The organism is Vibrio casei (assembly GCF_002218025.2).
Lineage (GTDB): Bacteria > Pseudomonadota > Gammaproteobacteria > Enterobacterales > Vibrionaceae > Vibrio > Vibrio casei.
In genome coordinates, this window is sequence record NZ_AP018680.1 from 476819 (window position 1) to 501604 (window position 24786).

20 protein-coding genes are annotated in these 24786 nt (G+C 40.6%); 12 read left to right on the forward strand and 8 right to left on the reverse strand.

Annotation, left to right across the window (positions count from 1 at the left end):
• Positions 1-23 precede the first annotated feature (23 nt).
• Together VCASEI_RS02365 and VCASEI_RS02370 are read right to left on the reverse strand one after the other, a co-directional pair.
• Positions 24-1283 (reverse strand): inorganic phosphate transporter, encoded by a 1260-nt coding sequence (locus tag VCASEI_RS02365; protein ID WP_086960802.1) that lies wholly within the window; start codon positions 1281-1283, stop codon positions 24-26.
• Positions 1284-1400: 117 nt separating this feature from the next.
• Entirely contained in the window at positions 1401-2081 is a 681-nt protein-coding gene (locus VCASEI_RS02370; protein ID WP_086960800.1) for a TIGR00153 family protein, read from the reverse strand.
• Positions 2082-2291: 210 nt separating this feature from the next.
• Between VCASEI_RS02370 and VCASEI_RS02375 the strand changes: the two genes are divergently transcribed.
• Positions 2292-3809, forward strand: a complete 1518-nt coding sequence (locus tag VCASEI_RS02375) for a CYTH and CHAD domain-containing protein (protein WP_086960798.1) — start codon at positions 2292-2294, stop codon at positions 3807-3809.
• A 49-nt stretch (positions 3810-3858) separates the two neighbouring features.
• On the opposite strand, the gene VCASEI_RS02380 is transcribed toward VCASEI_RS02375, so the two are convergent.
• The gene (locus VCASEI_RS02380; RefSeq protein WP_374700993.1) at positions 3859-4635 is read right to left on the reverse strand and encodes a potassium channel family protein; all 777 of its coding nucleotides are present in this window, start codon (positions 4633-4635) and stop codon (positions 3859-3861) included.
• 239 nt (positions 4636-4874) lie between these two features.
• Here VCASEI_RS02380 and glnE point away from each other — a divergent pair, with 239 nt between their 5' ends.
• Positions 4875-7724, forward strand: a complete 2850-nt coding sequence (glnE, locus tag VCASEI_RS02385; RefSeq protein ID WP_086960855.1) for a bifunctional [glutamate--ammonia ligase]-adenylyl-L-tyrosine phosphorylase/[glutamate--ammonia-ligase] adenylyltransferase — start codon at positions 4875-4877, stop codon at positions 7722-7724.
• 98 nt (positions 7725-7822) lie between these two features.
• Positions 7823-9253, forward strand: coding sequence for a bifunctional D-glycero-beta-D-manno-heptose-7-phosphate kinase/D-glycero-beta-D-manno-heptose 1-phosphate adenylyltransferase HldE (gene hldE / locus VCASEI_RS02390; protein ID WP_086960794.1), 1431 nt, complete (start codon positions 7823-7825; stop codon positions 9251-9253).
• A gap of 186 nt (positions 9254-9439) precedes the next feature.
• Here the strand turns inward: hldE and tolC are convergent, their stop codons facing one another.
• Complete coding sequence (gene tolC / locus VCASEI_RS02395) at positions 9440-10780, reverse strand: outer membrane channel protein TolC (protein ID WP_086960792.1); 1341 nt, start codon at positions 10778-10780, stop codon at positions 9440-9442.
• 224 nt (positions 10781-11004) lie between these two features.
• Between tolC and nudF the strand changes: the two genes are divergently transcribed.
• The 6 genes from nudF (at position 11005) to parC (ending at position 18047) form a co-directional block, all read left to right on the forward strand.
• Entirely contained in the window at positions 11005-11640 is a 636-nt protein-coding gene (nudF, locus tag VCASEI_RS02400; RefSeq protein WP_086960790.1) for an ADP-ribose diphosphatase, read from the forward strand.
• A 20-nt stretch (positions 11641-11660) separates the two neighbouring features.
• Positions 11661-12083: a DUF1249 family protein gene (locus VCASEI_RS02405; RefSeq protein ID WP_086960788.1), complete on the forward strand. Its 423-nt coding sequence runs from the start codon at positions 11661-11663 to the stop codon at positions 12081-12083.
• Positions 12084-12145: 62 nt separating this feature from the next.
• Entirely contained in the window at positions 12146-12955 is an 810-nt protein-coding gene (gene cpdA, locus VCASEI_RS02410) for a 3',5'-cyclic-AMP phosphodiesterase (protein WP_086960786.1), read from the forward strand.
• Positions 12956-12994: 39 nt separating this feature from the next.
• Complete coding sequence (gene yqiA / locus VCASEI_RS02415) at positions 12995-13582, forward strand: esterase YqiA (protein ID WP_162621055.1); 588 nt, start codon at positions 12995-12997, stop codon at positions 13580-13582.
• Positions 13583-13827: 245 nt separating this feature from the next.
• Positions 13828-15714 carry a DNA topoisomerase IV subunit B gene (gene parE / locus VCASEI_RS02420; RefSeq protein WP_086960784.1) on the forward strand — a complete coding sequence of 629 codons (1887 nt, stop codon included), beginning with the start codon at positions 13828-13830 and terminating at the stop codon, positions 15712-15714.
• Positions 15715-15761: 47 nt separating this feature from the next.
• On the forward strand, positions 15762-18047 hold the full coding sequence (parC, locus tag VCASEI_RS02425; RefSeq protein WP_086960782.1) for a DNA topoisomerase IV subunit A: 2286 nt from the start codon (positions 15762-15764) through the stop codon (positions 18045-18047).
• Between the two features lie 139 nt (positions 18048-18186).
• Here the strand turns inward: parC and VCASEI_RS02430 are convergent, their stop codons facing one another.
• From VCASEI_RS02430 to zapG, 4 genes are all read right to left on the reverse strand, one after another.
• Entirely contained in the window at positions 18187-19068 is an 882-nt protein-coding gene (locus tag VCASEI_RS02430) for a DMT family transporter (RefSeq protein ID WP_086960780.1), read from the reverse strand.
• 74 nt (positions 19069-19142) lie between these two features.
• The gene (gene degS, locus VCASEI_RS02435; RefSeq protein ID WP_086960778.1) at positions 19143-20207 is read right to left on the reverse strand and encodes an outer membrane-stress sensor serine endopeptidase DegS; all 1065 of its coding nucleotides are present in this window, start codon (positions 20205-20207) and stop codon (positions 19143-19145) included.
• Positions 20208-20336: 129 nt separating this feature from the next.
• Entirely contained in the window at positions 20337-21710 is a 1374-nt protein-coding gene (locus VCASEI_RS02440) for a Do family serine endopeptidase (RefSeq protein ID WP_086960776.1), read from the reverse strand.
• 75 nt (positions 21711-21785) lie between these two features.
• Positions 21786-22226: a Z-ring associated protein ZapG gene (gene zapG / locus VCASEI_RS02445; RefSeq protein ID WP_086960774.1), complete on the reverse strand. Its 441-nt coding sequence runs from the start codon at positions 22224-22226 to the stop codon at positions 21786-21788.
• A gap of 165 nt (positions 22227-22391) precedes the next feature.
• On the opposite strand from zapG, the gene zapE reads away from it, so the two are divergent.
• The 3 genes from zapE (at position 22392) to rpsI (ending at position 24711) form a co-directional block, all read left to right on the forward strand.
• Entirely contained in the window at positions 22392-23495 is a 1104-nt protein-coding gene (gene zapE, locus VCASEI_RS02450; RefSeq protein ID WP_086960772.1) for a cell division protein ZapE, read from the forward strand.
• Positions 23496-23874: 379 nt separating this feature from the next.
• Positions 23875-24303, forward strand: a complete 429-nt coding sequence (gene rplM / locus VCASEI_RS02455; RefSeq protein ID WP_017024950.1) for a 50S ribosomal protein L13 — start codon at positions 23875-23877, stop codon at positions 24301-24303.
• A gap of 15 nt (positions 24304-24318) precedes the next feature.
• Complete coding sequence (gene rpsI / locus VCASEI_RS02460; RefSeq protein WP_086960770.1) at positions 24319-24711, forward strand: 30S ribosomal protein S9; 393 nt, start codon at positions 24319-24321, stop codon at positions 24709-24711.
• Positions 24712-24786 lie beyond the last annotated feature (75 nt).

Below are 24786 nucleotides of genomic sequence, written 5' to 3' on the forward strand. Positions count from 1 at the left end.
CCTAGTATTTATTTCTATTTTGCTTAAGCAAATATGGCCTGAATCGCGTAGAAGAATACGATAGACAGAACGGCACCTGCTGGTAAAGTAATAATCCAGGAGGCCACAATGTTACGAACCACACCTAGGTTTAGTGCTGCGATACCTCGAGCAAAACCAACCCCTAAAACGGCACCTACTAATGTTTGTGTCGTTGAAATAGGTAATCCAGTGCCTGATGCTAATACTACGGTTGTTGCCGTCGCAAGTTGAGCTGCAAAACCACGACTAGGCGTTAGCTCGGTAATCCCCGTACCAACGGTTGCCATTACTTTGTGGCCCATGGTTGCAAGACCAACCACAATACCAATACCACCAAGAGGAAGAATCCACCAAGCGATAGCACTTTGAGTGGTTAAGGCGCCCATGTTTTGTACGGTTGATACAACCGCAGACAAAGGACCGATAGCATTGGCAACATCGTTAGAGCCATGCGCAAACGCCATTGCACAAGCGGTAATAACCATAAGAACACTAAAAATGCTTTCTACACCAGCAAAGCTGTGATCTTCTTTTTGGTCAGCAAATTTTCTATTGATGTATAGGTAACCACAGAACATAACAATTGCGGAAACTAATGCCGAATAGACCCAAGCTTCACTGTGCGTTAAATGCAGCCCAACGTGCTTAAGACCTTTTTTGATGGTTACCAGAGCGATCACCATTGTTGTGATAAACATGTAAACAGGCACAAAACGTTTGGCATTAACAACTGGGTTTTCGGTATCAAATATCAGTCGTTGCGCACTGACAAATATCCCGTAAGCAAAAATACCGGCAATGAATGGGGTAACTATCCAACTGCCAACAATACCTTGAACAGAATGCCAGTCAACGCCTTCTGTTCCTACGGATACACAAGCAAAGCCGATAATAGCACCAATGATAGAGTGTGTTGTTGATACTGGCCAACCCATATAGGATGCCAGTAATAACCATGTACCGGCGGCTAACAGCGCCGACATCATACCGTAGACTAAAACGTCTGGTTGTGTTGTGTAATAAGACGTGTCAATAACACCTTTTCGAATGGTGTCGGTTACTTCACCGCCAGCTAAATATGCGCCAGCAAATTCGAAGATCATAGCAATGAATATTGCTTGTTTTACGGTTAGCGCTTTTGAGCCAACAGATGTGCCCATTGCATTGGCAACATCATTTGCACCAATACCAATAGCCATTAGGAAACCAAATAACGCTGCAACTATAATTAAAATAGTGCCGTAGTTTGCGAGGATATCCATCGTAATACCTAGTTTTTGAGATAACAATTTGGGTAAGCAGAAAGCAGGGAGTCACACCCCACACTTACCACACCAGTTATTTATTACTGTCTTTATTTACTTTCGTTGACTTGAACGTTATGAACGAGACAACATGACTTCCAAACGAGCACCTACGCGTTGTGCTTGATCGGCGATTCCACCAACCCATTCAAGAATTTTGTATAAAAATACAATGTCTATTGGGTTATATTTTGATTCCACTTCCATCAACTGCTGACGTAAATCGATTTGCATCGTGTCAGTGTCGTCTTCAATTTCATCTAATTGGTTGATCATTTCAGCAACAAGCGTAACTTCTCGGCCTTTAAAGCCGGTTTCAAGTAATTCATCAAGTTCATGAATGACCTTTTGCGCCTGAAGTGCTGCATCAAGGCAGCGTACGACATAAGCTGCAAATGCTTCTTGCATCGATGAAGGAATTTCTAACTTACGACCAATGACACGGCCTGCAATGTCTTTAGCAAGGTTAGCAAGTTTGTCTTGTTGGGTAAGTAATTCAAGCATGTCAGTACGGTCGACTGGCATGAAAAGTCCGCGAGGTAACTTAAGACGAATTTCTCTTTTTAGAGAGTCGGCTTCACGTTCAAGGCGAGAAATGGTTTCACGAATACGATTCGCTTCTTCCCAATTGCCTTCTGCGCAAACTTCAAAGAAAGGGATAAGATGTGAACAGCATTCGTTCACACAAACAACGTGCTCTTGCAAAGGCTTAATAGGGGACTTTGCAAACAACCCCATTATTGTATTTACTGGCATGGTTATTCAACCTACAAAAAAAATAGAACCCATAGGACATTTGATCATTAAGTATCGCTCAAATGCTGGACAGTGCTACAAAGTCGCGCATGTTAACTTAATCTTACGGCCATTCCTACTGTTTTAGATCATGATTAAGTCGTTATTTCTTTCTTGCTCAGCACTCAATTCCACAATATGCTTTCACAGTCATTCACTACAGGTATCAGCATGGAAACCGAGATAGAACTGAAGTTTTTTGTTTCACCTGACTTCTCAGATATTTTAAAACAAAAGATTGCCGACACCAAAGTTTTACAGCATAGCTGCAAAGATTTAGGCAATACTTATTTTGATACACCAGATCACTGGTTACGTAAGCATGATATTGGCTTACGTATTCGTCGAAGTGATGATGTGTTCGTACAAACAGTCAAAACCTCAGGTCGTGTAGTTGCTGGACTTCATCAACGGCCTGAATACAATGCTGAACATAATAGTAATGAACCGAATCTTTTTCTTCATCCTGATGATATTTGGCCATCAGAGCGAGATGTGCAAGTTTTACAACAAGAAATTGCACCTCTATTTTCAACAAACTTTCAGCGTGAACAATGGTTGTTAAGTATGCCAGATGGCAGCCATATTGAAGTTGCTTTCGATCAAGGTGTCGTGATTGCTGGAGATCAACAAAGTCCTATTTGTGAGGTGGAGCTTGAACTGAAATCAGGGCAAACCGAATCTTTATTTACTTTGGCTAGAATATTGTCAGATCAAGGTGGGATGCGTCTTGGTAACTTAAGTAAAGCGGCAAGAGGTTATCGTTTAGCGCAAAATCATGTGTCCGATCCTGTATTGCATTTTGATTTAGTGAGTACAGAACCAAAACAAACCGTTGAAGAATGCTTTATTCAGTCGTTGGAGCATGGGCTATCTCATTGGCATTATCATGAACAACTTTATACCGAATGTGAGTCTGTCGAAGCACTTGAACAAATAGATTATGCCATTGGTTTTACCCGTCAATTATTTTATGTTTATGGTGGCATTATTCCGCGTCGAGCAAGTTCTTTATTGCGCCAAGAGTTTAAGTGGCTAGAAGAAGAATTATCTTGGATTAAACAATTACAATTTTTAAATGATTTAACCGAAGATAGAGGATACACACTAAGAAAGCTTGATTGCCAAAAACAATTAGTCCTTGCATTGAATCAGCAAAAAGAAGTATTACCGTCTCGTGAGTCTATGATCCGTTTGTTTGAGTCTGCTCGTTATACTGCCATGTTACTTGATCTGAGCCGTTGGATTTTATCTCGCGGTTGGCAGCCATTCCTCGATGAAAAAGCAAGAGGGAAAATGATGGAAGATGTAAAACCTTTTGCGATTAAGCAGTTGGATCGTAGCTGGGCAGAGTTAATTGAAATATTTCCAGTTGAACGTGAGTTTTCTCGTCAAGACTATATTGACCAACAAACACTCCTGAAGCGTAATTTGTACACGGGTTTAGCGTTTGCTTCTTTATTTGATTTAGAGCTGAGGACTAAATTCCGATTGCCGTGGGTTGATCTACTTGAAGGGATTGAGGATTTACTTTGTCTTATGCCATTACAGTTACTGCATGAAGACTTGGAGCCGGATCAACAAGATCAACTTGAACGTTGGATTCGCAGGCAAGAAGTATCGATTTTACATGCTATGGAGCAAACCCGCGCACGCTGCACAGAACTTCAACCATATTGGCATAGTTAATAACCCGTTATGTTCAACATCTTCTAGTTTACGTTGACCAAAAAAGGGATCACTGGGTTCCTTTTTTATGGTCAGCGTTTTGTTGTAACAGTTGTTCTAATTGATCTATTTTGTCCATCATTTTTTTCTGCTGTTCAATTAATTCCGCAAGATGCTTGGTATCGTGATTGTTATGATCATGTTTATGAGGTGAAGTGACGATTGAGGTGATTAAACCAGAGACCATACCGAAAATTCCAACCCCGCAAATGATCATTCCTGATGCTAATATTTTTCCGGCAAAAGTAACGGGGTAGTGATCCCCATATCCAACCGTAGAAATCGTGACCAAACTCCACCATAAAGCATCAGCAGCATTGGTGATATTGCTATCTATTGCATGGCGTTCAAGCATTAACATCATACTCGATCCCGTACTGACAAGAATAATCAGTAAAGTAAAAATGGTGGCTAGCGTGGCTTCTTTACGATTTTTCTTGATTTGCTTTAGGAAGTATTCGCCATTTCTAAAAATTAAAATAATCCGAATAATATGCAGTAGTCGAGCAAAGCGTAAAACCTCAATGGCAGGAATACTGGCTGCGATATCGATCCAATGAGACTTTAAATAATGGAGACGATTATTAGAACGATAACAATCAATAGAAAGTTGAAATAAGAATAAACAACAAATTATCGTATCAATTGCCACCAAAGTATGGCGAGTTTCAGCTGATAGAGGGGTAAACAGTAAATAAAAAACAATAACTAAAGAGATAAAGGAAAGAAGCAAAGACATTAAACTCATGGGTTTAAAGTCGGTTTCGCTATACAAACTCTTCATTATGCTTCCTTATTATTAAACGAGATCTCAATGCGTTTTTTCAACTAACATCCAATGGTAAAACAGAGTAGAGTATTGTTTCGTTAGATATAAATAACGACTGGTGGCCCACTATTTTATCATGTTCGCATGCATCAACCAACAGACGAACAATCCATCAAGTATGAATGCCTTGCTCCCGTCACAACGGAAGAAAGCCTCTACAGGCAGGTAATGGAATATCAATGAAACAAGGAATCCAAATGAGCTTACCTATTCAGTTACAAGAACGTTCTCAGATTGAATTAAATGTATTGCTTGAGCGACATTCATCTGAAATAGCGCAATGGTCCAATGAATGTCGGGAGCAATTGGAACAAGTATTAGGATTAAGTGATTTTATTGCCGAATCATTATTATGTGATGAAGGCTTATGTGGGCATTTACCACAATTATTATCGATTGAGCATCGTTATAAACACTATAGAACCGAATTGCTTGAGCGTTTTTCTTGTTGTTCGAATGAAGAAGATTTTCTTCATCAATTACGGTTGTTTCGCCGTCAAGAAATGGTGGTGATCGCTTGGCGTGATTTTCTACAATTATGGTCATTGGAAGAAAGTTTGAAGCACTTATCTGAGCTAGCGGAAGCCATGATTGTTGAAGCCTATCAATGGCAATACGCAGTATGTTGTGAAGAATGGGGGACACCTTGTAATGCAGAAGGTGAAGCGCAACCTATGCTGATTATTGGTATGGGAAAGCTGGGAGGCGGAGAGCTGAACTTTTCGTCCGATATTGATCTTATTTTTACCTATCCAGAAAATGGTGAGACTCAAGGTAAGCGCCGCTGTTTAGATAATGCTCAGTTCTTTACTCGTCTCGGTCAACGTGTCATTAAAGCCTTAGATCAAGCGACTTTTGATGGATTCTGCTATCGAGTGGATATGCGTCTTCGTCCATTTGGAGAAAGCGGTCCATTGGTGATGAGCTTTTCTGCATTAGAAGATTATTACCAAGAACAAGGTCGAGATTGGGAACGCTATGCGATGGTGAAGGCTCGTGTGATGGGATGCGAAATGTATCCACAATATCAAGAACTACGCCAAATGTTGCGACCATTTGTATTTCGCCGTTACATTGATTTCAGTGCCATTCAATCTTTACGTCGAATGAAATCGATGATCAGCTCAGAAGTAAGACGCCGTGGCTTAACCAATAATATTAAATTAGGGGCAGGCGGCATTCGTGAAATTGAATTTATTGTACAAGTTTTCCAGCTCATTCGTGGAGGGCGAGAGCCAAGTTTACAAGGGCGAGGTTTATTGCAAACGCTTCAAGCTATTGAAGAACTTGCGTTACTAGAAAACCAAGATGTTGATACTTTGCGTCAAGCTTATCTTTTCCTTAGAAAGCTTGAGAATCTATTGCAAGCTATTGGGGATAAGCAAACGCAAACCCTGCCTGATGGCGAGATTGACCAACAGCGCCTTGCTTATGCGATGTCCTATACCGGTTGGGAGGAATTAAAAGCCGCTGCTTTTGATAAAATGGAACAAGTGCATTTGATCTTTACTGACTTGATTGGTGAGGAAGATGAGCCTGAAAATCCGGTTGCCGCACATTATACTGAGCTTTGGGATATGGCTAATCAACCGGATGTCTTAATCTCTATTCTAGAGCAAGACGTTGGCATTGAAAACTCAGAAGAGCTTGCATCGGTAATTGCTCAATTTAAGCAAGATTTAGCGAAAAAAACCTTAGGACCAAGGGGGCGTGAAGTCTTAGTTCGCTTAATGCCTAAAGTTTTTGATGTGGTATTTGCCCATAAAGATGCTCAGTTTGGTTTATCTCGCGTTCTGCACTTACTGAATAATATAGTGACTCGCACAACGTATTTAGAGTTATTAGAAGAGCACCCTGGGGCTTTGAAGCAATTGGTTCGTTTGTGTACAGCAAGCCCCATGATTTCTGAGAAATTAGGCCGTTATCCTATTTTATTGGATGAGCTTATTGACCCTCAACAACTGTATAACCCGATAGCCTTAGAGGATTATCGTACCGAATTACGTGATTTCTTAGCCCGTATTCCTGAAGAGGATATGGAGCAACAAATGGAAGCACTACGGCAGTTTAAGCAGATTTGTTTGTTGAGAATTGCGGCTGCTGATATCGCTGGCGTATTACCGGTAATGAAAGTTAGTGATCACTTAACTTATTTAGCTGAAGCCTTTGTGGAAGCAGTGGTGTCGCAGGCGTGGATGCAATTAACGGAAAAATACGGTGAGCCAACGCATTTGAAAGATCGAGAAGGAAAAGGCTTTGCGGTTATCGGTTATGGCAAAGTTGGTGGATGGGAGCTTGGTTATAATTCGGATTTGGATGTAGTCTTTATGCATGATTGCCCTAATAATGTTTATACCGATGGGAAGAAAGAAATAGATGGTCGCCAGTTTTATCTTCGTTTAGCTCAGCGAATTGTGCATATTTTTTCAACGCGAACGCCTTCGGGCATATTATATGACATCGATACACGTTTACGTCCTTCTGGTATATCTGGGTTACTGGCTTGTGCTGCGGATGCATTTGAAGAATATCAACTGACGGAAGCGTGGACTTGGGAACATCAAGCGTTGGTGAGAGCGCGTTTAATTTATGCAGACGAACCGTTAGGGAAAACCTTCAAAACCACGCGTGAAAAAGTCCTGACTCAAACTCGTGATCCAAATAAATTGAAACATGATGTTGTGATAATGCGTGAAAAAATGCGCGACCATTTAAGTGCTAAAAAACCGGGGCGCTTTATGCTTAAACAAGATAAAGGAGGCATTACTGATATTGAATTTTTAGTCCAATATTTAGTATTGCAACATAGCCATGACAAAGCGCCATTAACGGTATGGTCAGATAATGTTCGTATCTTGGAGAATTGTGCTCAGCAGGGATTAATAACAGACGAAGTCGCACGGAATTTGATAGAGGCTTATACATGCCTACGTGATGAAATACATCATCGAAATCTACTCAATTTAGACGCTGATGTGGATGACAGCTGTTTTGTTGAACAACGTCAATGTATTAAGCAACAATGGCAGCAGTGGTTTAATGGATAGAATTTCTTCCCAAACTGAGGCTGTGATATGATCTTAGCTAATTATTGATAGCTAATTGTTGAATAAAGCTTGGTGAATCTGAGCTTGCGGAGAACAGTATGAAACCTATTTTGCCTGATTATGCACAATCTGGTGTGTTGATTGTTGGTGATGTGATGTTAGATCGTTATTGGTACGGTCCAACGGGACGTATTTCACCTGAAGCCCCTGTGCCAGTGGTTAAAATTGAAAATAATGAAGAAAGACCAGGTGGGGCTGCCAACGTAGCGATGAATATTGCCGCGCTAGGTGGCAATGCAAAACTGATTGGCTTAACGGGTGATGATGAACCCGCTCGAGTATTAAATGAGAAGCTCTCTTCATTGAATGTGGCGTGTGACTTTGTTTCTATTCCTGAATTACCGACGATCACGAAGCTTCGTGTTATGAGTCGAGGCCAGCAGTTGATTCGCTTAGACTTTGAAGAAAGCTTTGAGGATATCGATTCAACATTAATGCTTGAGCGTATGGACCATTATTTACCGAGTGTAAAATCGTTGATTCTATCCGATTATGGTAAAGGGGCATTGAAAGATGTTCAGACCATGATTCAACGAGCAAAAGCGGCGAAAGTTCCTGTTTTTATTGATCCAAAAGGCGCAGATTTTGAGCGTTACCGTGGTGCGACGTTACTGACACCAAATTTGTCTGAATTTGAAATGGTCGTTGGTAAAACAAGGAATGAGCAAGATCTGGTTGAAAAAGGTTTTGCCCTCATTGAGAAATTTGATTTTGAGGCATTATTGGTCACTCGCAGTGAACATGGTATGACTTTATTATGCCGTGGAGAAGACCCTTTTCACTTACCAACTCAAGCGCAAGAAGTTTTTGATGTAACGGGAGCTGGGGATACAGTGATTTCCGTTTTAGCGGCATCGGTAGCGGCTGGGAAGAATTTGAAAGAATCTTGCGCCTTAGCCAATGCTGCTGCTGGTGTAGTTGTGGGTAAACTTGGCACATCAACATTGTCGACGATAGAACTTGCTGAGGCCATACATGGCAGTAAAGACAGTGATTATGGCGTGATCAGTGAGTCATCATTGATTGAAGCCGTCAAGCGTGCTCGTGCTCGTGGTGAAAAAGTCGTTATGACGAATGGTTGTTTTGATATTTTGCATGCTGGACATGTTTCTTATCTAAACCATGCTGCTGAATTGGGAGATCGATTGATTGTCGCTGTGAATACCGATGATTCAGTTAAGCGTTTAAAAGGCCCAGGTCGTCCAGTGAATCCAACCGATCGCCGTATGGCTGTATTGGCAGGGTTAGGTGCGGTTGATTGGGTGGTACCTTTTAGTGAGGATACACCTCAACGACTTATATCAGAAGTGCTACCAAGTATTTTGGTGAAAGGTGGAGATTACAAGCCTGAAGAGATTGCTGGTGGTGAAGAGGTTATTGCCGCAGGTGGTGAAGTCAGAGTGCTTAATTTTGAAGATGGTTGCTCAACATCCGAAATTATCAATGCGATAAAAGGCGGTAAAGGTTAAGGTATTGGCTTAACTTTACCCTGCTAATTCTAATTATAAATATAAAAACGCCACTTCAATTGAAGTGGCGTTTTTTTGTTGTATATAAGTTTAAGTGGTTCAACCTTAAACTATTTACTGACAGCATTTGAATGATTGATATCAATAAAAATAATTGACGAATAGTCGTTATTTATTTTTTAGCTGCTATTTTGCAGCAACCAAACCGGTATTGATATCTAAAATATCTTGCTCACTCAGTGTACCAACTGCTTGTTTAAGCTGAAGCACACTTAAAATGTAGTTATAACGAGCATCCGAAAGGTTACGGTTAGCATCGTATAGGCTGCGAGTTGAATCTAGTACATCGACAATAGTACGAGTACCCACTTCGTAACCAGCCTCGGTCGCTTCTAATGCAGATTTCGCTGAAACGACAGATTGTTGATAGGCTCTAATTGTGCCAATAGATGCGTTAATATTGTTGTAATAAGCACGCACATTTTTCACAACACCACGATAAGTCGCTTCTAGTTGTTGGCTAGCTGAAACATATTGATATTGAGCCGTTTTTACATCGGCGCTAGTACTACCACCTTGATATAAAGGCACAACAAGATTAATGCCGACGTTATAATCATTACTCTTATAGTTATTGAGTGATGAATGATCATTATGAGCATCAACATCTGAATATTGGTAACCAGCATCGAGAGTTAGAGATGGCGTGTATCCAGAATTGGCAAGTGAGATGTTACTTTTAGCAATATCTTGTGCAATGCGAGCGGTAAGTAGATCTAAGTTTTTCGTTTGAGCTTCATCAACCAATGAATTTTGTGTAGTTTGAGGCGTGCTGGCGGAAAAACGTTTAGTGTCTAAAATTCGAAGATCTTTATTGTCTTGACCTGTAATTTCACGTAGCTCTTCATAGCTATTTGTAAGGTCATTTTGTGCCAAGATTTCATCGGCTAGAACACTATCGTATTGTGCTTGAGCATCATGAACATCAGTAATCGCCGAAAGTCCAACGTCAAAGCGTTGTTTTGTTTGTTCTAATTGACGACCAACCGCTTTCTTTTCTGCGCTAACAAAACTAAGGTTATCTTGTGCCTGAAGCACACCGAAGTAAGCTTGAGAGACTCTTAAAATTAAACTTTGTTGCTGAGAGGCATAAGATGAGTCTTGTTGGCGAGCATTTTGTTCAGCAATGTCTAAATTTACCCAACTGTCTCGTTGGTACAATTGCTGTGAAAAATCCAATCCTGCTGTGAAATTGTTATTTTCATCAGTATAAGCGCTAGGGCGGTGACTATCATGAGAGTCAATGTTACGAGTAATATTGTAACCCGCGGTTAAATTTATTTGCGGTAAAAGGACGCCACGGCTTGAATTGATAGCTTCAAATGCTGCATCACGATCGGCTTTTGAACTTAATAATAGAGGATCGTTTTCTTTCGCTTGATTATAAATCTCTGCTAGGTCATCAGCGTGTGCAAGGTGGGTTCCACCTAGTGATAAGCTAATAAGAAGAGGAAGCAGTTTTTTCATGGTTCGTTTCCCGCTTATAAATAAATAGACAATATGACTTAGATTGTAACCTAAGTAAGAAAAATGTTATGCAAAGTTTTACACTAATTTACCACTTACTATCCGTCTGGACAATATAATAGGTGAAATTTAAACAAAACTCTAGATTATTCAAATTTTTTGATAACAAGCCTTGTTGATTTGAATCTATCATGATTAGATCATTGACTTAAAGGATGGGCGATATGGACCAACTTCGTATGATAAAAACGAAATTTGAATCTAAAGATCTTGTGATTGAAAGCAAAGAAACCTTGTTTCGTGGTTTCTTTAAAATGGTCAAATATAGGTTCCGTCATCGTTTATTTTTGGGAGGATGGAGTCCTATTATTGAACGAGAAATGTTTGATAGAGGGAATGCTTCCGCTTTATTGGCCTATGATCCATCAAGGGATGAGGTCGTATTGATAGAACAAATTCGAGTCGGTGCGTTAGAGCATCATTCACCTTGGCAGTTAGAAATTATTGCAGGAATGAATGATAGAGGAGAACCGCCTGAAGAGGTCATTCGACGTGAAGCGAAAGAAGAGGCTGGCATTACGGTGACTCAAATAGAACCTATTAGCCATTATTATCCTTCATCAGGCGCGTGTTCCGAGAGGCTGGATGTCTTTATCGGGCGAGTCGATACTTCGACGGCAGTTGGGGTCCATGGTTTAGAAGATGAGAATGAAGACATTCAAGTGCATGTCATCAATCGAGCGCAGGCTTATCAACTGGTCCGTTCTGGTGTGATAGAAAATAGTGCGACTATTATCGCTCTGCAATGGTTAGAGTTGCATCATGGAGAATTAAAAGAACGTTGGTTTCCAACTGAATAACGAGGCGTAAATAGGGCAAAATGCAAAAGACATATCATGTAGATTTAGCCGGTTTAATGCGAATCTATGAAACAAATTACGCCAAGATGAACGCTTTGATCCCTGTGGATCCGATTGTTGGAGAAACGCGTTCCTATCAAGTTTCGGATTTTTCTTATCAACTTGAAATAAAAGAAGTTACTCGTTATACAACGTTAGTCGATGTTTGCCAATGTGACGTACGCCCAATATTTCCTCTTCCAAGAATGTTAGTACGCTTATATCACGATGCTCGAGTTGCTGAAGTGTGTTCTAGTGAGCAGATTTCTAGGGTAAAGCCAAGATATGATTACCCTAATGCTAAAATGATGCAAAAAGATGAAAAGTTTCAGCTGAACCAATTTCTTGGTGAATGGCTAAGCTTTTGCTTAAAGCATGGAATTAGTCGAACACCTATTTATTAAATATTGACTACGTATGAACGTAAATTTTGAGTCTATTAGCATTGAAAACAAATGATATAGAAATGATTGAGCCGAACTTAGATGATGTCACTCTAGTTCAAATCACCGATACGCATCTTTTTTCTGATTCAGAAGGTGAACTTCTTGGTGTCAATACATTAAACAGCTTTTCTGCTGTCGTTAACGACGTACTTGAAAGTGGGCTGGAATATCATGCGATCATTATGACCGGTGATGTCTCCCAAGATCATACCGATGTTTCTTATTCTCGCTTTGAGCATGGGATCTTGCCATTAAAACAAGATTGTTATTGGTTGCCGGGCAACCATGACTACAAGCCTAGCATGCATAGTATTTATCCTTCGACTCAAATTAAGGATGATACCTACTTGCAAATTGGTAAGCATTGGCAAGTTATTTTATTGGATAGCCAAGTAGAAGGCTCCCCGCATGGTTTTTTGTCTGAGCAACAATTAGAGTATTTAGACTCGGTATTAAAACAGCATCCTGACCGTTTTTCTTTAGTTTTGCTTCATCATCACCCTGTACTTGTTGGTAGCCAGTGGCTAGATAAACATTGCTTACATAATAGTAATGACTTTTGGGGGGTCATAAAACCACATCAAAATGTTAAAGGCATATTGTGTGGTCATGTACACCAAGATTTTCATCAAGTGCATTTGGGCGTGAGTGTGGTGACGAGCCCATCGACGTGCATTCAATTTAAACCCAACTCCGATGATTTTGCATTAGAGAAAGTATCGCCTGGTTGGCGTGCTTTAACCTTAAAAGCGAATGGTGTGATCGATACCCAAGTATATCGTTTAGCGGATGAGGCCTTTTTGCCAGATTTTGATGCTCAGGGATATTAAAACCCTCTATAATTATGTCACTTTTATTTTGAGGGACTTATTGTGTCCAAACCATCAATGTTGCTGTATTTACATGGCTTTAATAGTTCACCTATGTCTCATAAAGCGGGGGTTATGCGAGAGTATTGTCAGCAACAGCGCCCTGATATAAAAATAGAAATTCCTCAGCTCCCTTCTTTTCCAAAGCAAACGGCTGAGTTCTTAGGTGACTTTGTTCATCGTCATCAAAATGACTATAACATTGGGCTAGTTGGGAGCTCTCTAGGAGGCTATCTTTCAACTTGGCTCCATAACCAATACGGTTTTCGAGCGGTATTGATTAACCCAGCGGTTAAACCTTTTGAGCTTTTACAAGACTTTTTAGGTCCTCAAACGAATCCTTACACTTTGCAAAATTACTTTCTAGAAGACGTGCACATTCAAGAGTTACAATCATTAGACGTTGAATCGTTATTTTATCCAGACAGATTTTGGTTGTTACAACAAATGGGTGATGAGGTTTTGGATTATCGAGAAGCGGTTGCGAAATACCAACACTGCAGAGCAACTATTGAACCTGATGGCGATCATAGTTTTGTTGATTTCGAGCGTTACCCTCAAAAGATTATCGAGTTTTTACAATTATAAAAATTTTCAAATATAATGAATTACGACCTTTAATCAAAAAATCCCCATTTTCTCTGTGACTTAACTTGACATAAGGCTTATGGATACAGAGTATATTTCCCATGATTGTTTTGAGAAATATGATGACCCAATCAACAATAAAGTAGACGGTTTATTTATGTATATAATGTGCATCGGCTTCTACGGGTCTAGGTTTTGTAGCGTGTATAAATGGCTACCATCAATTTTGAGTAAATCTTTTTATTATGACTGAACAATATAATGCTGGTGCGATTGAAGTTCTTAATGGGCTTGAACCGGTTCGCCGCCGACCAGGGATGTACACCGATACGGTACGCCCAAATCATTTAGCGCAAGAAGTTATCGATAACAGTGTCGATGAAGCTTTAGCGGGGCATGCTTCAAAAGTTCAAGTGATCTTGCATGCTGATCAATCCATTGAAGTCAGTGATGATGGACGTGGTATGCCGGTTGATATTCACCCTGAAGAGAAAATCTCAGGGGTAGAACTTATTTTCTGTAAATTACACGCCGGTGGTAAATTCTCTAATAAAAACTATCAATTTTCTGGTGGTTTACATGGCGTGGGTATTTCGGTTGTGAATGCCCTCTCTAAGCGTGTTGAAGTACAAATTAAACGTGATGGGCAAGTGTACGAAATTGCCTTTGAACATGGTAATAAAGTTTCTGAACTTGAAGTGACGGGAACTTGTGGTCGTCGTAATACGGGGACTAGTGTTCATTTTTGGCCTGATGCGTCGTATTTTGATTCAGGTAATTTCTCGGTTAGCCGTTTGGTAAATAATTTACGAGCTAAAGCCGTATTATGCCCGGGTTTGGATGTTGAGTTTATTGATAAAATTAATGATAAAACATACAAGTGGCATTATGAAGATGGCTTAAAAGACTATCTGGCTGAAGGTGTAAAAGGTTTTCCTTTGCTTCCTGAAGAGCCTTTTACTGGTGAATTTATTGCTCAAACTGAAGCGGCGACTTGGGCAATCATATGGTTGCCTGAAGGTGGTGATCTGATTACTGAAAGCTATGTTAACTTGATTCCTACCTCTCAAGGAGGCACTCATGTTAATGGTTTACGTCAAGGTTTGTTGGACGCTATGCGCGAGTTTTGTGAATTCCGAAACTTACTTCCACGTGGTGTTAAGTTGACGGGAGATGATATTTTTGATCGCTGTGCTTATGTCCTATCGATCAAAATGCAAGACCCTCAATTCGCCGGTCAAACGAAAGAGCGCTTATCGTCTCGCCAATCCGCAGCCTTTGTTTCTGGTGTTGTGAAAGATGCTTTCAGTTTATGGTTGAATGAAAAACCACAAATTGCTGAATTATTAGCAGAAACTTGTATTACTAATGCCCATCGTCGTATGCGTGCGAGTAAAAAAGTGGTGCGTAAAAAAGTCGCATCGGGACCGGCTTTACCAGGGAAATTGACGGACTGCTCCGTTCAAGACCTTAGCCGAACGGAACTCTTTCTTGTGGAAGGGGATTCTGCTGGTGGTTCTGCTAAACAGGCTCGTGACCGTGAGTTTCAAGCGATTATGCCACTGCGTGGTAAGATTCTGAATACTTGGGAAGTCTCGTCTGATCAAGTGTTAGCTTCTGATGAAGTACACAATATTTCGATTGCATTAGGTATTGATCCCGATACCGACAACTTAGAGGGCTTGCGCTACGGTAAAGTTTGTATCCTTGCCGATGCCGATTCCGATGGTCTTCATATTGCAACCTTGTTATGTGCCTTGTTTATGCGTCATTTTGAATCTTTAGTGCGTGCTGGACATGTCTATGTTGCAATGCCTCCTTTATTCCGTATTGATTGCGGTAAAGAAGTATTTTACGCACTGGATGAAGGTGAAAAAGAAGGCATATTAGAGCGTCTTAGCAATAAAAAAGCCAAAATAAATGTACAGCGATTTAAAGGTTTGGGTGAAATGAACCCACTTCAACTTCGTGAAACCACGATGGATCCAAATACTCGCCGCTTAGTGCAATTAACCATTGATGATAATGAACAAACCATTGAAATGATGGATATGCTGCTTGGTAAGAAACGTGCCGAAGACCGTAGAAATTGGCTTCAAGCATATGGCGATAAAGCCGATGTTGAATTATAAGCACCGTATCAAACGATTAGCGAACGAGAATAAACAAGGTTTATGAAATGAGCTCTGAAATTACATTTGATGGCGTCGAACAGTTAGCCCTGCGCAAATTCACTGAAGATGCGTATTTGAACTATTCCATGTACGTAATCATGGATCGAGCCTTACCGTATGTCGGAGATGGTCTAAAACCGGTGCAGCGCCGTATTATTTATGCGATGTCTGAATTGGGGTTATCGGCTGCGGCAAAATATAAAAAATCAGCTCGTACCGTTGGTGACGTGCTAGGTAAATACCACCCTCATGGTGATTCGGCCTGTTATGAAGCCATGGTCTTAATGGCACAGCCTTTCTCTTACCGTTATCCATTAGTGGATGGCCAAGGTAACTGGGGGGCGCCAGATGATCCTAAATCATTTGCCGCTATGCGTTACACCGAGGCTAAATTATCTAAATTCGCGGAAGTTTTGTTAGGCGAGTTAGGGCAAGGCACGGTGGAATGGTCGCCAAACTTTGATGGCACCATGAAAGAACCCAAAATGCTGCCAGCGCGTTTGCCTCATATTTTATTGAATGGGATTACAGGGATTGCCGTCGGTATGGCAACGGATATTCCTCCGCACAATGTGCGTGAAATTGCTGATGCCACCGTACACTTGATCGATAATCCTAAGGCCGAATTAGGCGAAGTGATGAACTTTGTTAAAGGGCCAGACTACCCAACTGAAGCGGAAATTATTTCAGCGGCAAGCGATATTGAGAAAATTTATCGGAATGGTCGTGGCAGTATTAAAATGCGCGCAGTGTGGCATAAAGAAGGCTCTGATGTTGTTATTACTGCCTTGCCACATCAAGTTTCTGGGGCAAAATTGATTGAACAAATTGCCAATCAAATGCGTGCCAAAAAGCTGCCAATGGTTGATGACTTACGAGATGAGTCCGATCATGAGAATCCAACTCGTTTGGTGATCGTGCCACGTTCTAATCGAGTGGATTGTGATCAGCTAATGAACCACCTTTTTGCTTCGACTGATCTTGAGAAAAGTTATCGTGTAAACCTTAATATGATTGGTTTGGATAATCGTCCAGAAGTTAAAGGTTTAGTGAGTATTCTTTTAGAGTGGATTGAGTTTAGACGTACCACGGTTCGCCGTCGCTTACAGTACCGTTTAGATAAAATTTTAGATCGGTTACATATTTTAGAAGGCTTGTTGGTTGCTTATCTAAATCTTGATGAAGTAATCGAGATTATTCGTACGGAAGATGAGCCTAAAGATGTGTTAATGGCTCGTTTTGGTATTACCGAAATTCAAGCTAATGCTATTCTAGATACTCGCTTACGTAATCTTGCCAAACTAGAAGAAATGAAGCTTCGTGGTGAGCAAAGTGAGTTAGAAAAAGAGCGTGAGAAATTAGAATTATTGCTGGGCTCAGAACGCCGTTTAAATACGCTGATCAAAAAAGAAATTCAAGCGGATGCTGAGAAATATGGCGATGATCGTCGTTCGCCATTAGTTGAACGAGCGGAAGCTAAGGCACTGACTGAACGTGATTTGATCCCTAGTGAGCCTATCACTGTAGTGTTGTCTGAAAAAGGCTGGATACGTCATGCAAAAGGGCATGATGTTGATCCTTCTAGCTTGAACTATAAATCGGGGGATGGTTACTTAGCGCATGCTCATGGTAAAAGTAACCAGCCCGCGGTTTTCCTTGGATCCGATGGTCGAAGTTATTCATTAGAATCCCATTCATTGCCATCTGCTCGCAGCCAAGGTGAGCCGATTACAGGTCGTTTAGGCATAGCTGAAGGTAGTCAGGTTCGCCAAGTTGTGATGGGCGAAGAAGATCAGTTGTGGTTAATTGCCTCGGATGCTGGTTATGGTTTTGTGTGTAAAGGCAGTGATTTATTGTCAAAAAACCGTAGTGGTAAAGCATTGATTAACTTACCACAAGCGGCGGAGGTTTTACCGCCTAGCCCTGTTTCAGATCTTGAAAAAGATGAAATTCTCGTTATTACCAATGAAGGGCGCATGCTCCTTTTCCCAATTAAAGATCTTCCTCAATTGAGTAAGGGGAAAGGGAATAAAATTATCAATATTCCTTCTGCTAAAGCCAAAGCTCGTGAAGAGGTGGTGTCGCATCTCGTATCGATTCCTTATGGTGTTACTGTAACCTTGTATGCTGGTAAACGTAAACTTGGTTTGAAGCCGATTGATTTGGATAACTTCCGTGGTGAGCGTGGGCGTCGAGGTGGTAAATTGCCAAGAGGGTTGCAGCGCGTGACAAGTATCGAAGTCGATTCCGTTGCTTCAAATGATGTGAGTGATTCTGTTTCTAGTGAGTAAAATGGCAATTTTATATTGAGAATGTTATCCAAAGGCCACATTGATATGTGGCCTTTGTTATTCGGTTTTACGTTCGTGAGCGCGCCACGATGTATTAAAAACTAGACTCAAAAACACCTCATAATTTCAGCGAGGTGTTTTATTCAATCCACATAACTAACACTGCTGCAATAGCAACTAAGGTAAGTCCTAACCCATCTTTTATTTTAACTTTTTGCTTTAGCCAGAAAATAGAAATAAGCATAGTGAAGAATATTTCAACTTGGCCTAATGTTTTCACATAGGGCACAGCTTGTAAAGACATCGCACTGAACCAGCCTATTGAACCAATACAACTAGTCGCACTAGTTAGAAACGTGAGTTTCGGCCTTTGCCAAAGCGCTTGAAGGGTGGGTTTATCGCGGATAAAAATATAACCCACAAGTAATAAGGTTTGTAAGCTCAGTACAAACAGTAATACCCAGCCAGCATTATATGGAAAGGGTAAATCTAAAGACAAACTTGCTTCGCGTACCCACAGAGAAGTCAAAGCAAAGGCACTTCCACAGCATAAACCTAAGGTAATGGTTCCAATTGATAGTCCTTTCCAACCATTGGTGGTGCTGAGCATAAAAATGCCAATGCCGCCGATGAAGACACCAATCCAGCCTAATATTGTTAATGTAGTACCAAAAAATAGTACACCTAAAATCGCTGCAGCTAATGCTTCACTTTTGGCAAGCCCTGCACCAATCGCGTAGTTGTTGAGTTTAAATAATTGAACCATTAATGCGGTGGCTAATATTTGCATTAAAGAGGCGGCAACAATGAAGCTAAAAAAACGAGGCGTGAAATGAGGAAGAGAGACTGGTGCGTTCGCCGCGTACAAAATAATTAAATAAATGGCAGCAATTGGACTTGCCCAAAGAAAACGAGATAAGGTAACACCAAGGGTTTTGACTTCATCTGATAAGTGGCTTTGAAAAGCATTACGCCATGACTGCATAAATGCGGCAAGTAAGGTAAATAAAATCCATGTCATACCACTGTTCCTATTATTACCGTACAAATAAGCTGCTTTTTATTGTTTGCTAGAGCCTCTCATTTTTGAGGGATTTAATCTCTTGGATCTTCTTCTATCGTGACAGGAAGGGTGATTTTTTTGCCATCTCGTAAAACATCGAAGTCTATTGTTGTGCCAGGACGGAATTCGGTGACCATTTCCATGACGGTTTGGCTGTTAAGGATTTTATTACCATCAATACTGACAATCACATCTTTATCTTTTAGGCCGGCTTTTTGTGCTGGGCTATTTTCTGCGATGCTTAAAACAATGATACCGCTAACATGTTCAATACCTAGTAATCGAGCAGCAACGGCATTCATATCTTGCCCATCAATCCCGATATAACCACGAATAACACGTCCATCAGCAATAATTTTGGTCATGATTTTATTGGCCAGTGCATAAGGAATAGCGAAAGAAATGCCATACGTTTCAAGGTCTGTCGCTTGCTGGAATGAAGCAGTATTAATGCCAATTAATTCACCTCGAGTATTGACTAGAGCACCGCCGGAGTTCCCTTTATTGATTGCAGCATCTGTTTGAATGAAAGCTTGACGCCCATCTGCGCTTACCGATGAGCGTCCTAGAGCTGAAATAATCCCAAAAGTCGTAGTTTGACCAAGATTGTAGGGGTTGCCGATTGCTAACACAATATCCCCCACTTTGGCTTTATAACTTGGATTTTGAGGAATCACCGGCAAGTTATTCATATCAACTTTTAAGACGGCAATATCGCTCTGTTTGTCCGAGCCGATAAGTTGGGCGCTTGAAACACGCCCGTCTTGCAAGGCAACTACAATTTGATCGGCTTGAGCAACCACATGAAAGTTGGTAATGATATAACCTTTATCAGAAACGATAACACCAGATCCAAGTCCTTGAGTTTTCAGTTTTAATCGGTCACCTTCTACATACTGGCGACTATAAATATTGGCAACCGCTGGACCGGCGCGATGCACGGCATGGCTAAATGATACCTGAACATCACCAATATCTTCAGTTTCTTGGGAAGGCTGAATGCGTAAGATATCTTGACGTAAAGAGGGGACAGCGAGCAATATGATCGTTGCGGTTGCTAGGCCAATAAGAATAGGTCGAAGCAAAAATTTTAACATGTAACCCTCAAGGTACTGAATGAATAGGGGCGGTGATTGAGATTTGCAAAGAATAGCACTGGAAAGAAAGCAAAGAAAAGAGAAGTTTCATATTGAAGCTTCTCTTTGAGTGATGACGGAAAGATTTATTTACTTAACGACAAGGTAAATTGTACGATCTCCTCGTTGAATGTTGAGGGCTAATATATTGGTTTTGTGGTCCAATACTTTTTTCATTTGCGCTAGATTTTTCACTCGAGTTCTATTAACTCCAATGATGATATCACCTTGTTGTAATTGATAGCTCTCGGCATGTGAGCCTTTTACTATTTCAGTAACTTTGATTCCAGAAATAGAATCATTATTGTCTGTGTTACTAAATTTAGCCCCTTCTAAACCGGGATGCAGTTCTTCTGCAGACGCTTGTAATTGCTGTGATGATCCTAATACCACATTTGTTTTTATGGTTTTACCATCACGAAGTAGGCCTAGTTTGACACTCTTTCCAGCCCCTATGGTGGCTATTTTTGCTCGGAGTTCACCAAAGGTATTAATGTCTTTACCATTAATGGATGTGATCACGTCACCGGCTTTTAATCCTGCTTTTTCTGCAGCACTGTCGGGCATCACTTGACTAACGAAAGCACCTTTACTATTCGTATAACCCATAGCTTCTGCAAGATCGGGCGTAATTTCTCCGCCTTGGACACCGAGTATACCTCGCTTAACTTCTCCAAATTCAATGATTTGTTCAGTTAAGTTTTTGACCATATTTGACGGAATAGCAAAGCCAATTCCAACGTTACCGCCGTTAGGGCCTAAGATGGCTGTATTAATACCAACTAACTCACCGTTTAAGTTAACCAATGCTCCACCAGAATTACCACTATTTATTGCTGCATCGGTTTGAATGAAGTTTTCAAAGTTTTCAATATTGAGACCACTACGACCTAAAGCAGAAATAATCCCAGATGTAACGGTTTGGCCGAGACCGAAAGGGTTACCTATCGCTACTGCAAAATCACCCACTCGTAAATGGTCTGAGTCAGCCAAGGTTGCCTGAGTGAGTCCGGATACTTTTTTTTCTAATTTGATTAAGGCGATATCGGATAGTTTATCGCCACCAATTAAAGTAGCTTTAAATTCACGTTTATCAGAAAGCGTGACTTGGATTTTATCTGCTTCATTAATGACATGGTAATTAGTGACAATATAGCCGTTTTGAGCATCAATAATGACTCCGGATCCTAATCCTCTAAATTGTCGTTTAGGCATTGACTGTATAGGCATATCTGGGCCAAAGAAATACCTAAATTGTTCAGGGATAGATTGGCTATTATCTGTTTTTTTGCCCTCAACCGAGACAGTGACGACCGCGGGTGTAACGGTGGCCAGCATAGGTGCAAGGCTAGGCGTTTCTTGCCCATTAACTGAATTAGGAATGGTTGCAGATGCCGATATTGGGGTGAAAATAGCACTGAGGCTTAATGAGATTGTACTCAGAACAAGCAAAGGTCCTTTCATTCTAAAACTCCTTTATGGTATACCGGAGTTAAGACTGAAAAACCTTTGCAAAGTTCCTTGCTATTACGGGGTAATTTACGAAGCTTTGTTCATTTTTGGCGAATCAACAATTGATTTCTTTTGTTCTTTTAATAGGCCAGTTGCACCATTAGCGTAATCTTTAGGTTGAACGTCGGTGAGTTCTTCTGCCTTACGCTGTTCATCTGGTGTTGGTTCTGAAGCTTGTATTGCAAATGGATTTTCTTGCTTTGGTAAATTAGGCAATAAGTTTGAAGAGCTTTGAGCCATATGTTGATAAATTTTAGTGTAGTTTTTACCTAAGGTATCAAGCATTTCTGCTGAATTTGAAAAATGGTCAGCCAAATCTTGCCTATGCTGTTCTAATTCAAATTTTGCGGTTTCGAGTTCTTTTTGAATTTGTTTGTGTTTTTTGTATTCAGGTGTCATTAGTCGAGCAATGATGATGCCAACAATGAGACCAATAACCAAACCTACTGCAGCGTAAAGAAAAGCCATATAAGCTCCTTATTATTGTTTTTTAACATGTTTGTTACGACGCGTTATACATGTTGAGAATACATGGTACTATGACATCTCAGCTTGATAAAGCAAAAGCTGCCCTTGAAAGTTGCTAACTTGATCGGGCTATTTTTTCTTAATATTCGTAAATGACATTCAATAATGACAACGCCTAAACAAAAGTATCAGCACGACATTGAACATTCAGGTTATCAACAAGATCCTGCGCAACAATTCGCCGTGGATAAGCTCGATCAACTTTACCATCAATTTCTTGAGTATGTATCAGCCCCTGACGAAAAAGTGAGTTTATTTGCGAAATGGTTAGGACGTAGTCATTCAAAAGTGCCACCTAAAGGGCTATATTTCTGGGGGGGGGTCGGCAGAGGTAAAACCTATTTAATGGATTTGTTTTTTGATTCATTGCCCTATGAAAAAAAATCCAGAATTCACTTCCACCGCTTTATGCAGCGAGTCCATTTAGAGCTAGCGAGTTTAAAAGAGGTAAGTGATCCATTAGAAAGGGTGGCGGATACGTTTAAGCAAGAAGCCGATATTTTGTGTTTTGATGAATTTTTCGTTTCCGATATTACCGATGCGATGATTTTAGGGACTCTTTTTCAGGGGTTATTTGCTCGGGGAGTCATTCTTGTTGCCACATCAAATATCCCGCCTCAAGACCTTTACCGAAATGGATTGCAACGTGCACGTTTTTTACCTGCTATTGAATTGATTGAAAAGCATTGCATAGAAGTGAATGTTGATAGTGGTATTGATTATCGAATGAGAACATTAGAACAAGCTGAAATTTACCACTTTCCGTTAGATGGTCAAGCTCAGGAAAATCTTGAGCATTATTACCTTCAATTAAGCCGAGATGAATGTAAACACGTTAAGAGTATTGAGATTAATTATCGTAATCTTGACGTAAAAGGAGCATGTGATGGTGTGCTTTATGCTAGCTTTAGTCAGCTATGTGAAACAGCGCGTAGTCAATCTGATTACATTGAATTATCCCGTTTGTACCATACTGTTTTATTGTCAGGTGTGAAGCAAATGGATCGCAGTAGTGATGATGCGGCGAGGCGCTTTATTGCTTTGGTGGATGAGTTTTATGAACGGAATGTTACTTTGATTATTTCTGCTGAAACGGATTTGGAATCTTTATATCGTTCTGGGCAATTAGAATTTGAATTCCAACGCTGTCAATCTCGCTTGTTCGAGATGCAGAGCTTAGAATATCTTTCTCATGAGCATTTATCATAAAAAATAGCCAGTAGGCTTTTAAAACCTAGATAACTATTTAAGGGGCTTTAATTTTCTTTTAAGAAAAAGTTTTAAAAAGTTTATCTTTGGTGCGAGAAAGTGCTCGTTTTCACTAGCCTTACCTCCTAAGCTAAAAAAAGAGACTTTTTTATCGAAAGTAGATGATTTTTCCTTCACTCTTCTCTATAATCCTGCGACCCACCGTTACTGCAGGTTTCATTATTTTATAATGAACCGAGAGTACCAACGACTCGAAGGGGTGATGAATGGGACTCTTAGACAGTGGGAATAAGCTTTCTGTAGGCTTTTTATCCTAAGGGTAATGAGCAAGACGCTTGTTCCTTAAACTATGAATTTAAATTAAACGGGTATTGTTAGCATGAAAACTTTCGTTGCTAAACCAGAAACTGTAAAACGCGACTGGTATGTTGTAGACGCTGAAGGTAAAACTCTTGGCCGTCTAGCAAGTGAAATTGCATCTCGCCTACGTGGCAAACATAAAGCTGAGTACACTCCTCACGTTGACACTGGTGATTACATCATCGTTGTAAACGCAGAGAAAGTAGCTGTTACAGGTAACAAGGCGAAGGGTAAAATCTATTACCGTCACTCTGAATTCCCTGGTGGCCTAAAATCAATCTCTTTTGAAAAACTGATTGATAAGAAGCCAGAAATGGTTATTGAACTAGCTGTTAAAGGTATGCTACCACGTGGTCCTCTTGGCCGTGCTATGTACCGTAAGCTAAAAGTTTACGCTGGCGCTGAGCACAACCATGTTGCTCAACAACCACAAGTACTAGACATCTAACCGAGGATTATCGAAATGGCAGAGAATCAATACTACGGCACTGGCCGTCGCAAAAGCTCAGCTGCTCGTGTTTTCATCAAACCAGGCAGCGGCAACATCGTAATCAACAAACGTGATCTAGAGACGTACTTCGGTCGTCCAACTTCACGTATGGTTGTTAAGCAACCACTTGAACTTGTTAATATGGTTGATACATTTGACCTATATGTAACAGTTAAAGGTGGTGGTATTTCTGGTCAAGCTGGTGCGATCCGTCATGGTATCACACGCGCTCTTATGGAATACGATGAAACTCTACGCCCTGTTTTACGCGCAGCTGGCTATGTTACGCGTGACGCTCGTTGCGTTGAACGTAAGAAAGTTGGTCTACGTAAAGCACGTCGTAAACCACAATTCTCTAAGCGTTAATTTTCTTTACAGAGTTTTTTCTGTACTGCAAATATACGTCATCAGTATTTCTGGTGTGTGGTTACAAAAGCTCGA

Bases quoted from the DNA above. Each gene is read 5' to 3' on its own strand.
- VCASEI_RS02365 (WP_086960802.1), bottom strand. From the start codon at position 1,283: ATGGATATCCTCGCAAACTACGGCACTATTTTAATTATAGTTGCAGCG.
- VCASEI_RS02370 (WP_086960800.1), bottom strand. From the start codon at position 2,081: ATGCCAGTAAATACAATAATGGGGTTGTTTGCAAAGTCCCCTATTAAG.
- VCASEI_RS02375 (WP_086960798.1), top strand. From the start codon at position 2,292: ATGGAAACCGAGATAGAACTGAAGTTTTTTGTTTCACCTGACTTCTCA.
- glnE (WP_086960855.1), top strand. From the start codon at position 4,875: ATGAGCTTACCTATTCAGTTACAAGAACGTTCTCAGATTGAATTAAAT.
- hldE (WP_086960794.1), top strand. From the start codon at position 7,823: ATGAAACCTATTTTGCCTGATTATGCACAATCTGGTGTGTTGATTGTT.
- tolC (WP_086960792.1), bottom strand. From the start codon at position 10,780: ATGAAAAAACTGCTTCCTCTTCTTATTAGCTTATCACTAGGTGGAACC.
- nudF (WP_086960790.1), top strand. From the start codon at position 11,005: ATGGACCAACTTCGTATGATAAAAACGAAATTTGAATCTAAAGATCTT.
- VCASEI_RS02405 (WP_086960788.1), top strand. From the start codon at position 11,661: ATGCAAAAGACATATCATGTAGATTTAGCCGGTTTAATGCGAATCTAT.
- cpdA (WP_086960786.1), top strand. From the start codon at position 12,146: ATGATTGAGCCGAACTTAGATGATGTCACTCTAGTTCAAATCACCGAT.
- parE (WP_086960784.1), top strand. From the start codon at position 13,828: ATGACTGAACAATATAATGCTGGTGCGATTGAAGTTCTTAATGGGCTT.
- parC (WP_086960782.1), top strand. From the start codon at position 15,762: ATGAGCTCTGAAATTACATTTGATGGCGTCGAACAGTTAGCCCTGCGC.
- VCASEI_RS02430 (WP_086960780.1), bottom strand. From the start codon at position 19,068: ATGACATGGATTTTATTTACCTTACTTGCCGCATTTATGCAGTCATGG.
- degS (WP_086960778.1), bottom strand. From the start codon at position 20,207: ATGTTAAAATTTTTGCTTCGACCTATTCTTATTGGCCTAGCAACCGCA.
- VCASEI_RS02440 (WP_086960776.1), bottom strand. From the start codon at position 21,710: ATGAAAGGACCTTTGCTTGTTCTGAGTACAATCTCATTAAGCCTCAGT.
- zapG (WP_086960774.1), bottom strand. From the start codon at position 22,226: ATGGCTTTTCTTTACGCTGCAGTAGGTTTGGTTATTGGTCTCATTGTT.
- zapE (WP_086960772.1), top strand. From the start codon at position 22,392: ATGACAACGCCTAAACAAAAGTATCAGCACGACATTGAACATTCAGGT.
- rplM (WP_017024950.1), top strand. From the start codon at position 23,875: ATGAAAACTTTCGTTGCTAAACCAGAAACTGTAAAACGCGACTGGTAT.
- rpsI (WP_086960770.1), top strand. From the start codon at position 24,319: ATGGCAGAGAATCAATACTACGGCACTGGCCGTCGCAAAAGCTCAGCT.